Annotated in this window: 9 protein-coding genes; 2 read left to right on the forward strand and 7 right to left on the reverse strand. The window is 45.0% G+C overall.

Features of this window, described 5'->3' with window-relative positions:
• Positions 1-255: 255 nt before the first annotated feature.
• Positions 256-1,803, forward strand: a complete 1,548-nt coding sequence (locus AB8613_RS05385) for a sodium:alanine symporter family protein (RefSeq protein WP_146489691.1) — start codon at positions 256-258, stop codon at positions 1,801-1,803.
• 145 nt (positions 1,804-1,948) lie between these two features.
• Here the strand turns inward: AB8613_RS05385 and AB8613_RS05390 are convergent, their stop codons facing one another.
• The 5 genes from AB8613_RS05390 to guaB form a co-directional block, all read right to left on the reverse strand.
• Entirely contained in the window at positions 1,949-2,542 is a 594-nt protein-coding gene (locus tag AB8613_RS05390) for a GPR1/FUN34/YaaH family transporter (RefSeq protein WP_060983311.1), read from the reverse strand.
• Positions 2,543-3,204: 662 nt separating this feature from the next.
• Positions 3,205-4,755 (reverse strand): Na+/H+ antiporter NhaC family protein, encoded by a 1,551-nt coding sequence (locus AB8613_RS05395; RefSeq protein ID WP_372384619.1) that lies wholly within the window; start codon positions 4,753-4,755, stop codon positions 3,205-3,207.
• A gap of 274 nt (positions 4,756-5,029) precedes the next feature.
• Complete coding sequence (locus tag AB8613_RS05400) at positions 5,030-6,742, reverse strand: glycoside hydrolase family 19 protein (protein WP_372384620.1); 1,713 nt, start codon at positions 6,740-6,742, stop codon at positions 5,030-5,032.
• 324 nt (positions 6,743-7,066) lie between these two features.
• Positions 7,067-8,620, reverse strand: a complete 1,554-nt coding sequence (gene guaA / locus AB8613_RS05405; protein ID WP_146489687.1) for a glutamine-hydrolyzing GMP synthase — start codon at positions 8,618-8,620, stop codon at positions 7,067-7,069.
• A gap of 365 nt (positions 8,621-8,985) precedes the next feature.
• Complete coding sequence (guaB, locus tag AB8613_RS05410; protein WP_327784184.1) at positions 8,986-10,449, reverse strand: IMP dehydrogenase; 1,464 nt, start codon at positions 10,447-10,449, stop codon at positions 8,986-8,988.
• A 244-nt stretch (positions 10,450-10,693) separates the two neighbouring features.
• On the opposite strand from guaB, the gene xseA reads away from it, so the two are divergent.
• Entirely contained in the window at positions 10,694-12,040 is a 1,347-nt protein-coding gene (gene xseA / locus AB8613_RS05415; protein ID WP_372384621.1) for an exodeoxyribonuclease VII large subunit, read from the forward strand.
• Between the two features lie 92 nt (positions 12,041-12,132).
• Here xseA and ureG read toward each other — a convergent pair whose 3' ends face one another.
• Together ureG and AB8613_RS05425 are read right to left on the reverse strand one after the other, a co-directional pair.
• Positions 12,133-12,771, reverse strand: a complete 639-nt coding sequence (ureG, locus tag AB8613_RS05420; protein WP_017062498.1) for an urease accessory protein UreG — start codon at positions 12,769-12,771, stop codon at positions 12,133-12,135.
• Between the two features lie 48 nt (positions 12,772-12,819).
• The gene (locus tag AB8613_RS05425; protein ID WP_372384622.1) at positions 12,820-13,500 is read right to left on the reverse strand and encodes an urease accessory protein UreF; all 681 of its coding nucleotides are present in this window, start codon (positions 13,498-13,500) and stop codon (positions 12,820-12,822) included.
• Position 13,501 lies beyond the last annotated feature (1 nt).

The following is a 13,501-nucleotide window of genomic DNA, read 5'->3' on the forward strand; positions in this document are numbered from 1 at the left end:
CACCTCAAATTCCCCCTTTTTGTATTAATCACTATTTATTCACTTTGCAAAACACCACAGAGCAAAACTAGTTGCATATCAAGTTAAATGGAATGATTATAGAATTAGCACTAAGCATTAACAAACGCCCTCTATAACTTGCTTTATGTCACAGTAATCCTAATGAGCAGTTAAATAATTTAACACTTGGGTTACAAGTGAAGTATTGTGTTGTTCGAAAAACAATCATAAGTAAAACTAACAGGGAAAATACTCATGCAGTCATTCGTTGATTTTTTGAATGGAATAATCTGGAGCCCAGTACTTATCTACCTATGTTTAGGTGCAGGTTTGTTCTACTCCATCATGACTCGATTTGTTCAAATCCGTCACTTCTTTGAAATGTGGCGCTTGCTACTATCGGGTAAAAGCTCATCAAAAGGCATCTCGTCTTTTCAAGCTCTAGCCGTTTCGCTATCTGGCCGTGTAGGTACAGGTAACATTGCAGGTGTTGCTGCCGCTATAGGTTTCGGTGGCCCAGGTGCAGTATTCTGGATGTGGGTTGTAGCCTTCTTTGGCGCTGCGACTGCTTATGCAGAATCTACGCTAGCGCAAATCTACAAAGAAGAAGACGAAGGCCAGTTCCGTGGTGGTCCGGCTTACTACATTGAAAAAGCAATGGGTCAGAAGTGGTACGCATGGATCTTCGCAATCGCGACTATTTTTGCATGTGGTATTTTGCTTCCAGGTGTTCAGTCAAACAGTATTGGTAATGCTGTAGAAGCTGCATTTGGCTCAGGTGATATGATTGAAACAGCTGTCGGTACATTCAGTTTCGCTAAAATTTTCACCGGTACTGTTGTTGCTATCATCCTTGCTTTCATCATCTTTGGTGGTGTTAAACGTATTGCGAACTTCACACAGATCGTTGTGCCTTTCATGGCATTGGCTTACATCATTATCGCGTTCGTTATCATTCTGCTAAACATCAGCCAAGTGCCAACTGTTTTCGCAATGATTATTGGTGATGCATTCACACCTATGGCAGGCTTCGGTGCTGCAATTGGTTGGGGTGTTAAGCGTGGTGTTTACTCAAACGAAGCGGGTCAAGGTACTGGTCCTCACGCGGCAGCGGCTGCAAGTGTTGATCACCCAGCTCAGCAAGGTTTGGTACAAGCATTCTCTATCTACATCGATACTCTTCTAGTATGTTCTGCTACAGCGTTCATGATCATCATCACTGGTGCATACAACGTTCACGGCGGCGCTGAGGGGGTATTCCTTGTTCAGAATCTAGCAGCAAACATCGGTGCGAATGGTCCTGTATTTACACAGCTTGCTATTGAAAGTGCACTACCAGGCATTGGTAAGCCATTCATCGCATTTGCTCTGTTCTTCTTCGCATTTACAACGATTCTTGCTTACTACTACATCGCAGAAACGAATATTGCTTACCTACGTCGTACCATCAAGATCCCTGGCATGATGTTCGTACTTAAGCTTGTTCTTATCACTGCGGTTTTCTATGGCACAGTTAAAACAGCGAACCTTGCATGGGCAATGGGTGATGTTGGCGTTGGCTTGATGGCATGGTTAAACATCGTGGGTATTCTGATCATCTTCTTCATGTCTAAGCCTGCGCTTAAAGCTCTAGCTGACTACGAAGAACAGCAGAAACAAGGCGTAACTGAGTACACATTCAACCCTGTAAAACTAGGCATTAAAGGTGCAACTTACTGGGAAGAGAAGTACAAACGTAAAACAGGCAAGTCTCCTGAAGCAGAAGCTACAGACACTAAACCTGTAGAGCAACCTTCAGCTTAAGCTTTCCTTAGCAAATAGATCGCTTTGACAAATAGCGCTATTCATAACGCATAAAAAAGGGGTTAGCCATTTCGGCTAACCCCTTTTGTTTTATTCATAACCAATAAACGGCTTATAACAAACTAACTGTTCCCGAGTTGGAGTATTAAGCAGCGATTTCTTGTGTTGCCATTTGAGGTGCTTTCTTCTCACCGATAGGCAGTACTGTACGGCCGTATTCGTTGTTGATTACTTGTGCCATTGCAAAGTAGATAGCTGAAGCACCACAGAAGATACCTTCAAAACCAGCGATAGTGCCGATCAGTGAGCTGCCAGTGAAATCACGAGCTGCAAGTAGGAAGAACAAGATAGTCAGTGAGCCGAATACTACTTGCTTCGCAACTGGGTAGCATAGAGAACCGATGAACATAAAGCCTGTGAAGATGCCCCATAGTAGTAGGTACCAACCCATGAATGCAGCAGGGCTTGCAGGAAGGCCCATGTAAGGCATCACGATTAAACCAACCAAAGACAACCAGAATAGGCCGTAAGAAGTAAACGCAGTTGTACCGAACGTGTCACCACGTTTGAAACACATTGTGCCCACGATAACTTGGCTCAAACCACCGTAAAAAATACCCATAGCAAGAATCATTGAATCGATTGGAAAGAAACCTGCGTTGTGGATATTAAGAAGAATAGTGGTCATACCGAAACCCATTAAGCCTAGTGGCGCTGGGTTAGCTAGTTTGGTCGACATTGCGAATTTACCTTATTAAAGTGGTTGATTAAAAAAATCGATAAAATTTGTAAGAAAATTTTAATCTATAAACCGCTCAACTAGGTAATCCAGTTATCGAAAACTAAGATTGTATAAATGATCCTATGGAAAATTAGTTTCATAACAACACCAATCAATTCATAGAAACTATAAGTAAACAAATTCCCTGTCACGCTATAAAAAAGATGCGAGTAACGAGATACGGGATGCGAAAAGAGTCTGTAGATTCGAGTAAGCGGGATAAGAGGAGCGTATTGAGATTGAAATAAGTGATATGCATATGAAAAAGGTGCGGGTAACGAGATACGAGACACGAAAAGAGTCTTTAGATTTGAGTATGCGAGACTGCTTAATAGCAAGCTTAGACAATAGAGAGCGAGCTCTTCGATACTCGTTTACTCACATCCCGTACCTAGCTCTCAGTCGTCATTCCAGAATCGAGGAACGAGGTACCTGGAATCTCCTCTTCGATATAAGCACGTTTGGCGCACTAAAGAGATTCCCTATCACGTTCGTCCCTCACTGTGGGGAATGACGAGGATTACTTAGGTTCGAGTAAGTGAGATGAAGAACAAGAGAGCGAGCTTTTCGTTACTCGTTTACTCGCATCCCGTATCTATTCACTCACCCGTCATCTTAAACTACGCTTGTTGAGCTTTAGATTCAGAGACTTGAGATTGCACCTCTGATTGAGCATGCTTACTTGCATCACGCTTGGCCAGCAGCGTTACAACAACCAACTGAGCGACAAGCGCACCTAACACAACCAACGAACTTCCAGTAAAACCAGCCACTACGAAACTCACTAAAGCGATAGAACCATTCATCAATGCGTAAGGCAGTTGTGTCTTAAAGTGTTCAAACTGATCACACCCAGATCCTGTTGAAGAAAGAATCGTTGTTTCTGAGATCGGTGAGCAATGGTCACCAAACAAACCACCAGACAACACTGCACCAATTGCGACAAGTAGCGGTGCGTCAATCGCAATCGCGGTTGGAATAACCAGTGGCATCATAATCGCGAAGGTTCCCCATGAAGAGCCCGTTGCGAATGAGATAATGGCAGACAGTAGAAACGCGACCGCAGGCACTAACCAGTAAGGGAAACCACTCTGCGCTTGTTCTGCAATATAAGCCGCCGCACCTAACTCTTTACCAATCGTGCTTAATGCCCACGCCAGTACCAAAATAATCGCAACCGGCATCATGTTGCCCATGCCTTTTAGGTACACAGAAACACCATCCGACAGCTTTCTCACTCCGTAGTAAGCCATCAGCGAGATCAAGGTAATCGCAGCAAAGAAATAAGCCGAAGACAGCGCTGCTCTGAATGATGAGCCTGCGACCTTTTGAAATGGGAAGCCTTGTGGAACCAACATGGCACACAACACTATAAGCATCACTAACAACGGAGCCCAAACAAAAGAGGCCTTTGCATTTTTATGCGAGAAAGGATTAAGTGATTCGCTATTCACGCCAGAATTAATTCCCGCTTGGCAATCACGTTCAGCTTTTGCCATTGGTCCGAAGTCTAAACCTTTAACAGAAACCAAAGGAACAATGAAAATCGCTAAGAATGCGTAGAACTGGAAAGGAATCGCACCGATAAAGGCATCCCAGTCAGACATATTGACATTCAAGGCGGTAAACTCTTTTTGAATCAGACTCATGATGTAAACGCCCCACCCGATAAAAGGGATAAGAATCGCGACAGGTGATGATGTTGAGTCGATGATAAATGCTAGCTTCTGTCTTGAAAGTTTTAGTTTATCGAAAAGGGGACGAAAGACAGGACCAACAATTAACGGAGTACCTAAGTCAGAGAAAAATATCACGATTCCCCCAAACCATGCTGAGATTTGAGCTTGGCATTTATTGCTGACCCATTGGGTAACACGCTTGGCAAACGCAACACCACCACCCGACTTCTCCATCAAAGCAACAAAGCCACCGATGAACACCAACAGCATGATCACACCTGCGTTATAGCTGTCGGTAAGTTGAGGGACTAAGTAACCTTTCACCATGGTACCAAACGTATCAAGCGGGTTAAGTTCGCTAAACAAACCAGTGAGCATTGCCACACCACTCAGCACGCCTGCAAATAGGCCTATCACTACATTCCTTGTCGCCAACGACAACACCAAAGTAATCACAATGGGGATGAGTGACGTGATATCTGTCTGTTCCATAGGTACACCTTAACCCTAAAATAAAAGAATAAATATAAATTAAATTTGAATATAAATTCACAACCATCATTTGTACAGGACTTTATTCTCTAACTGGATAATTAGTCTTTAAATACGCTTTAACATAGCCTAATAGACCAGTCGACCTTCCTAGGCCACCAAGTTCGAAACGAAAAAAAACCGAAAGTAAAAACTTTCGGCTTTTAATTATTTATATCGCTACAGTCGTAATATTGAACTCGTCATTTAAACCGCCTTTTCGGTATTCAGACTATCAATTACAACTGATTTCATCCCAGAACCAATTCGACTGAACAGGACTCTCCCAAACACCCGGAGCATTTTTAGCCAAGAAGCACTTACCGTTATGTGTCACCTTGTCACCGTTACTCACTTGGCTAACGCCCGCTTCCCATGTGATAAACACCGACGGGTCAACAACGACAGGTGGCTCGGTAACAGGCGGGTCAACTGGTGTTGGCTCTACCGGATCAGGATCAACAGGAGCTGGGTCGACTGGCGCAGGATCAGTCACTACCGGTGGTGTTGGCTCACCCGCCACTAATTTCCAAGGGCCGCCATTGGCAGGGTCATCCCCTTGTGTCCACCATTTCGCTTCGTAGGTTGCACCATTGTGAGTCACTTGGTCGCCCGCATTGTAAACCTTAGTCGCGTTCCAACCATTGCCACCCGGATCGGTTCCTGGGTCTACCGGATCAAGCTTATCGACCACCTTCACTTCAGGCCAGCTTGCATGAGATCCATAGAAGTTGGTCACACACTTCTCGTAATCGCCAGCAACCAGAGCTGAATAAGCCGTTTGGAATCCAACAAGCTCACATTCAAATGAATATCCTTCAGGGCGGTCTGCGTAGTATTTCCAGTTACCATCCCAGTTGGTGTACAGCACATCTGTTGCGCCGTTGAGGTTCAAGCTTCCGTATGGAGTTTGCTGCCAACAAGTATTCGCTTCATCAGCTTCTACAGGAATTTCATAGTGCGCCGCGAGCCCTTCCCAGTAACGAATGCGGTTAACTGGTTGGCCTTTGTCTTTATTCTGTTCACCACACTCAATACCACCGTTGATCACATTGATTGTGGTACCAAAGCCATAACCAATACCCGCATCCAGTTCACGTTGAGATGGCGTCCATGTACGGTCAATCACATGAAGCATAGCTGGCTTAGGCGCTTGTGGGGTTAAGAAGAACCAAATAGCAGAAGCCAAGTTCAACCAAGAATCCGCCACTAAGCCCGGATTATTGAGAAGCACGGTTGCGTCACCATCGAACATCACTTCCGAGAATGCACCGTAATTAAAGTGGTAAGAAAGCTGTTTAGCACCACGACCGAAGTAGCCCTGCCCCGCGGCGCATGGCCAGCGTGCATTTTGCCAATCGTTCTGGCCACAACCTGTTGTGTAGCCTTCTTGCCCTTCAGACCACCCCATTTCACGAACATGCACCAGCGCTTGCTGCCACTCTTCAAGAGCTAATGGGTTATCAGAAGTGTTGTCTATTGCAATGTGACCGCCCGTCTCTTGAGAGAAGTGGGCAAAAGCGGTGATGATGGATTTCTTACAGATGGCATCAGAATCACGGCCATCGGTGTACTCCCCACAGAAGGCTGGGAATTTACCAATCGCACGTAAGAAACGAGTGTATGTGTATTCTGGCGCAGCCATTTGAGTGAGGAAGTCCCATTCAGATTGGGGGAATACACGCTCAACCCGTTTTACGTTTTCAGGGTTAGAAGGTGAACCGGGTGCAATCGCTTCAACGATAGTGTTCGAACGAGTTTGTAATGCTTGTGACCAGATCGCGTACATAGGATCCGAGGTTTTCGCTTGTTCAGCAGCTTGTAATGCCGACTTTTCAACAAGGTAACCACTCGGGTTTTGCGGATCAGGTTGAATGTTCAAAGACGCATGACTTTGTGCTGCCAAAGTGCAGCCCAGTACTGTCGCCAAATATTTGATTTTTAACATGATGGATTCTCTTATCTGTCCTTAATAAGTCCATCAAAGAGTATGCTTCACATGTGAAATGGCCTAGCTGTAGCTGTATGAATTTATAAAAAGTGCGAGTGATATTTTTGATATATAGCTCAACACAACAAAGCGTCTCATGGTTTCTTGAGCTGATATCTAGTTTCCAACTCATTTGGTTTCTAGGTATTGTTCATTTGATTTCGAGGTATTGCTCATAAGCCTTTAATGCAATGAATCAATATAATGAATCGAAAAGAAAAAAGCCCCGAAATGAGTTCGAGGCTTAAGGTTTTAATCAACGCTGGTTAAATCTCTAAGAGATTATTCCCACTCGATAGTTGCTGGTGGCTTACCAGAAATATCGTAAACAACACGTGAAATGCCGTTAACTTCGTTGATAATACGGTTAGATACCTTACCTAGGAAGTCGTATGGTAGGTGTGCCCAGTGAGCAGTCATGAAGTCGATAGTTTCTACAGCACGTAGAGATACAACCCAATCGTACTTACGACCATCGCCCATTACGCCAACTGAACGTACTGGTAGGAATACCGTGAATGCTTGAGATACTTTGTGGTAAAGGTCAGCAGCATGAAGCTCTTCAATGAAGATAGCATCAGCACGACGCAGCAAATCACAGTACTCTTTCTTAACTTCGCCAAGTACACGAACACCTAAACCTGGACCCGGGAATGGGTGGCGGTAAAGCATGTTGTATGGAAGACCAAGCTCTAGACCAATCTTACGTACTTCATCTTTAAATAGCTCACGTAGAGGCTCAACAAGGCCCATTTCCATATCATCAGGAAGACCACCAACGTTGTGGTGAGATTTGATTACGTGTGCTTTACCTGTCTTAGATGCAGCAGACTCGATTACGTCTGGGTAGATAGTACCCTGAGCAAGCCATTTAGCATTCTTCAGTTTCTTAGACTCTTCATCGAAGATATCTACGAATACGTGACCGATGATCTTACGCTTAGCTTCTGGTTCAGCTTCGCCTTCAAGAGCGTCAAGGAAGCGTTGCTCAGCGTCTACTTTGATGATGTTTAGGCCAAACTTGTTGCCGAACATCTCCATAACCTGCTCTGCTTCGTTTAAACGAAGAAGGCCGTTATCTACGAATACACATGTTAGTTTGTCGCCGATAGCGCGGTGAGCAAGCATCGCAACTACAGATGAATCAACACCACCAGAAAGGCCAAGGATAACTTCGTCGTCACCTACTTGTTCTTTAATACGTGCAACAGCATCTTCAATAATTGAAGCTGAAGTCCACAGACCTTCACAACCACATGCGTTAAGAACGAAGTTCTCAAGCATTTTCAGGCCGTTCTTAGTGTGTGTTACTTCTGGGTGGAATTGTACGCCGTAGTACTTCTTCTCTTCGTTTGCCATTGCAGCGTATGGGCAAGTGTCTGTTTCAGCGATCTTTGTGAAATCAGCTGGGATTTCAACTACTTTGTCGCCGTGGCTCATCCAAACATCTTGAGTAGACTCAAGGTCAGCGAAAAGTGCAGATTCACCAGTCACTTGTACAGCAGCGTAGCCGAACTCGCGCTCAGTAGACGTTGCTACTTTACCGCCAAGTTGCTCAGCCATAGTTTGCATGCCGTAACAAATACCAAATACAGGAACACCTGAATCAAATACGTACTGAGGTGCACGTGGAGAGTTCTCTTCCGTTACACTTTCAGGGCCACCAGATAGGATGATACCGTCTGGATTGAATTCACGAATATCCGCTTCGTCTACGTCCCAGCTCCAAAGTTCACAGTAAACACCGATCTCACGAATACGACGAGCTACTAGCTGTGTGTATTGAGAACCGAAGTCCAGAATTAGAATACGTTGGTCATGAATATTTTTAGTCATTGTAAGCAGTCTTATTGGCTATGTGATAAAACGGAGGCGAGTTTACTCACCTCTGATTAACTCTTCAAGAAATAAAGCAAACGTTTTCGTTGGATATCTTTAACCTCGTATTTTGAGAAAATCAGACTTTCATCAAAACAGGCGGTAGATATGATACCAATCACAGTAAGTAAGTGTTCAGGAATAGCGCAGGAAAAAAGCTTGAGAACAAGGCAGGATTTTCTGATAAGTAGTTATTCTACAATCAAAAATCCTAACGAAGTTATCGAGTTTTTTAACAAGCTAGGATGACCAGTTATTTACTACGATTGGTATAGTAATGTGCCGACTAAATCAGCACATTATTCAAACGTTTGGACGTATTATTAACCTAAACGGTAGTTAGGTGCTTCTTTCGTGATTTGAACATCGTGTACGTGAGATTCTTTCATGCCCGCACCAGAGATACGAACAAACTCAGCTTTAGTACGCATGTCTTCAACAGTTGCAGAACCGGTTAGGCCCATGCTTGAGCGTAGACCGCCCATCTGTTGGTGAACGATCTCTTTTAGACGACCTTTGTATGCGATACGACCTTCAATACCTTCTGGAACAAGCTTGTCTGCAGCATTGTCAGATTGGAAGTAACGGTCAGAAGAACCTTGAGACATAGCGCCAAGAGAACCCATACCACGGTAAGACTTGTAAGAACGACCGTTGTAAAGGATAACTTCACCCGGTGCTTCTTCAGTACCAGCGAACATTGAGCCAACCATCACACAAGATGCGCCAGCAACGATAGCTTTACAGATATCGCCAGAGAAACGGATGCCGCCATCTGCGATTACTGGAATATCGTATTCGTTTGCAACTTCAGCTGCGTCTGCGATTGCTGTTACCTGAGGAACACCAACACCCGTAACAATACGAGTCGTACAGATTGAACCAGGGCCGATACCAACTTTAACCGCACTAACACCCGCTTCGATAAGAGCACGAGCGCCAGCGCCAGTTGCTACGTTACCACCGATGATTTGTAGATCTGGGTATGCAGCGCGAGTTTCGCGGATACGGTTAAGTACGCCTTCAGAGTGACCGTGTGAAGAGTCGATAAGTAGAACGTCTACGCCAGCTTCAACTAAAGCAGCAACGCGCTCTTCGTTACCAGCACCAGCACCAACAGCTGCACCTACACGTAGGCTGCCGCGCTCATCTTTACAAGCGTTTGGTTTACGTTCTGCTTTGTGGAAATCTTTTGCAGTGATCATTCCAGTCAGTTGGAAGTCATCATTTACAACAAGAACTTTTTCAACACGCGCTTCGTGCATTTTCTCTTGAACTTCTTCACGAGTTGCACCTTCTTTAACAGAAGCAAGGCGAGCTTTAGGTGTCATTACTACATCAACTTTCTTAGAAAGGTCAGTAACAAAGCGAACGTCACGGCCAGTAATGATACCAACCAATTCGTTTGTTTCTGTAACAACAGGGAAACCGGCAAAGCCGTGTTTTTGAGTAAGGGCTACAACATCAGCGATTGTCGCGTCAGGGCTTACAGTTACTGGGTGAGAAACCACACCAGCTTCGTAAATTTTAACCTGGCGAACCATTTCAGCTTGCTGCTCGATTGACATATTCTTATGAATAAAGCCAATACCACCTTCTTGCGCAAGGGCAATTGCTAGGCGTGCTTCCGTAACAGTATCCATAGATGCAGAGATCATTGGGATGTTTAAAGAAATGTTTTTCGTTAACTGAGTGCGAAGATCAGCTGTGTTCGGAAGAACGGTTGAGTGTGCTGGGACGAGTAAAACGTCATCAAAAGTTAAAGCTTCTTTTGCGATTCGTAGCATTTGCAATATCTCACAACAAAGGTGTTAAAAGGAGTAAACCCAACTTTATCGTTTCGCATAATAAAGTGATTTGGATTTGATATTGCAGACGGATTATACGCACGGCGAAATCGCTTGGCTACACATTTTTGTATTTTTAATTTGCATTTACCCCCTTGCTATGTATTATATTGCCGCTATCTTCCATACTCACGCCCTGTGAGATTCCAAGAAAGACCTTCCTTCAAGGAAAGATAGTGCTTCTATGACTAATCCAAACATCTTTACTGTTTCTCGCCTCAACTCAGAGGTTCGTCTCCTATTAGAAAACGAAATGGGAATAGTGTGGCTCGTTGGTGAAATCTCAAACTTCTCTGCACCTGTCTCTGGTCACTGGTACCTCACGCTTAAAGACTCTCGCGCTCAAGTTAAGTGCGCTATGTTTCGTGGCAATAACCGCCGAGTCACCTTTAAGCCTCAGAACGGCAATCAAGTTTTAGTCAAAGCACGTTTGTCTCTTTATGAGCCACGCGGTGACTATCAACTAATCATCGAAAGCATGCAGCCAGAGGGTGATGGTAAGCTTCAGCAAGAGTTTGAAAAGCTGAAGATGAACCTCGCTGCAGAAGGGCTATTTGCTCAATCCAGTAAACAACCGCTTCCTGAGCATCCAAAGCGTGTTGGCGTTATCACATCGAAAACCGGTGCAGCGCTATTTGATATCCTTGATGTCTTGAAGAGGCGTGATCCTTCGCTGCCAGTGGTGGTTTACCCAACCATGGTTCAAGGCGAAGAGGCAGCTATTCAGATTGCACAAGCAATTGGACGAGCTAACGAACGTAATGAGTGTGATGTGTTGATTGTGGGTCGTGGCGGCGGCTCTTTAGAAGACCTATGGTGCTTCAATAACGAGCTCGTAGCTCGCACAATCGCAGCAAGCCAAATCCCGATTATCAGCGCCGTAGGCCACGAAGTTGACGTAACTATCGCCGATTTCGTTTCTGATATGCGAGCTCCAACACCATCTGCAGCTGCTGAATTAGTTAGCCGCGACAACAGCCATAAAGAACAAGCTTTTGCTTCTAAACGTGCTCGCTTAGTCAGTGCTATTCGTCACGTGTTAATCAAACAAGCGCAATCCACTCAAACCTTGAAATACCGCTTAGAGAAGCAGCATCCTAGCTACCAACTGCAAAAGCAGAGCCAGCAACTTGATGACCTAGACATGCGTTTGCGTCGTGGTATGACTCAATACCTAAAACAGCATGCACAACGTGTGGAACGTAAACAGCACCAGCTTCAATTGAGCTCACCTGTTAAGCGCCTTGGCGAACAGAAGCTGCATCTACAACGTTCAGAGCAAAAGCTATTAGATGCGATGGATAAGACGTTACTAACGACTCGCCACCAGCTCGCTATGGCCGCAGAGAAGTTAGAAACCGTAAGTCCGCTGGCAACCCTAAAGCGTGGCTACAGCATTACTCATTCAGCATCGAGCAAGACCGTGTCATCGATTAATGACGTAGAAGTAGGTGAAGTGATCACCACTCAAGTTGAAGACGGTGTGATTGAGTCGCAAGTGACCACAAGAGTGACTAAGAGCGAGCTTTAAGTTCGACTCGAACGTTTGAAACCAGAAAGCCCTATCAATAATCGACAGGGCTTTTTAGTATCTAACGGCTTAAAAACTCAATGATTCCAACCCTACTCAGTAGTAGAAGGCTCTTTCATGGTTAGCATCCCTTCGGTCACGATAAAGTTGATGATGAAATCTAACCCTTGGCTCTCTTTGAGGTTGGTGAACACGTAAGGCTTGGTTGGACGCATACGTTGTGTGTCTTGCTCCATGACTTCAAGTGACGCACCAACATACGGTGCCAAATCGATCTTGTTGATAACCAACAGATCAGAACGTGTGATACCCGGACCACCTTTACGTGGGATCTTTTCCCCTTCCGCTACATCAATCACGTAGATAGTAAGGTCGGCTAACTCAGGACTGAACGTCGCACTCAAGTTATCACCACCACTCTCTACAAACACCACATCAAGGTTCTTATGTAGCTTAGCCAGCTCTTCGACTGCCGCGAGGTTCATCGACGCATCTTCACGGATCGCAGTGTGCGGACAACCGCCTGTTTCCACACCGATAATACGGTCAGGTTCGAGAGCTTCAGCTCGTGTCAGTATCTTTGCATCTTCTTGGGTGTAAATGTCGTTGGTTACTACGGCAATGTTTAGCTTGTCGCGAATTGCCTTACACAGCACTTCCAACAGTGCGGTTTTACCAGACCCCACAGGGCCACCAATACCAATTCGAAGTGGTTGCTTATAACTTTCCATAATCTACTTCCTTATATTCTTTTCTTGCTACCTCGTTAGCGCTGATCGCTACGAACGAAATAGTCGTGTGTATTGTGTTTCGTGCAGTGAACTCGCTAATGCCATCGAAGGCGAAAAGCTACCTATCATCCAATCTTCTATCATGCGTGCTTTCTCAATCACCTCAGGAAAGGTGTTAGTGATATTAATCAGCGCCAACTGCCCATCGGTTTGGCCTAAAGGCACCAGTTTGACTCCTGCCGTAACGATATTCTCAAGCCAGCTCCATAGATAACCCTGCTTAAGGCTTTCTAAATCGATATCCCAATGTTGAGCCGCGATGCACATTCCTAACAGCTGGTTTGGGTGACTATCAACAGAGTCCACCAGCGAAATATCGATATCTAAGCGCTTCAACAAGGCATTCAATGCATGCCCGCGCTGCTTTTCTTCTGCTCGCAATTCACTGGTTTCACGGCTTGAGTACAAGTAGTTACACCAGTGCTCAATCTCATCGAGTTCACCTTTTTCTAGAGCATGGTAAAGACGCTCTAAGATAGGTAATTCCAAGGTCGCGACACTGGAACTGACGATGGTATTAAGCCACTGCTCCATGCTATCGCGATTGGTCACCCACCCCGCCTCAACCGCTAGCTCTAGCCCTTGCGAATAAGTGAAACCACCAATCGGCAAAGAGGGACTGATCAATTGGAACAGACGATAAATCGCGACATTTTCTGTTGTGCTCATA

The organism is Vibrio sp. BS-M-Sm-2, assembly GCF_041504345.1.
Taxonomy (GTDB): Bacteria; Pseudomonadota; Gammaproteobacteria; order Enterobacterales; family Vibrionaceae; genus Vibrio; species Vibrio satsumensis.

What these genes read in the sequence shown, in the direction of transcription:
- AB8613_RS05385 (WP_146489691.1), top strand. Translation starts at nt 256, where the DNA reads ATGCAGTCATTCGTTGATTTTTTGAATGGAATAATCTGGAGCCCAGTA.
- AB8613_RS05390 (WP_060983311.1), bottom strand. Translation starts at nt 2,542, where the DNA reads ATGTCGACCAAACTAGCTAACCCAGCGCCACTAGGCTTAATGGGTTTC.
- AB8613_RS05395 (WP_372384619.1), bottom strand. Translation starts at nt 4,755, where the DNA reads ATGGAACAGACAGATATCACGTCACTCATCCCCATTGTGATTACTTTG.
- AB8613_RS05400 (WP_372384620.1), bottom strand. Translation starts at nt 6,742, where the DNA reads ATGTTAAAAATCAAATATTTGGCGACAGTACTGGGCTGCACTTTGGCA.
- guaA (WP_146489687.1), bottom strand. Translation starts at nt 8,620, where the DNA reads ATGACTAAAAATATTCATGACCAACGTATTCTAATTCTGGACTTCGGT.
- guaB (WP_327784184.1), bottom strand. Translation starts at nt 10,449, where the DNA reads ATGCTACGAATCGCAAAAGAAGCTTTAACTTTTGATGACGTTTTACTC.
- xseA (WP_372384621.1), top strand. Translation starts at nt 10,694, where the DNA reads ATGACTAATCCAAACATCTTTACTGTTTCTCGCCTCAACTCAGAGGTT.
- ureG (WP_017062498.1), bottom strand. Translation starts at nt 12,771, where the DNA reads ATGGAAAGTTATAAGCAACCACTTCGAATTGGTATTGGTGGCCCTGTG.
- AB8613_RS05425 (WP_372384622.1), bottom strand. Translation starts at nt 13,500, where the DNA reads ATGAGCACAACAGAAAATGTCGCGATTTATCGTCTGTTCCAATTGATC.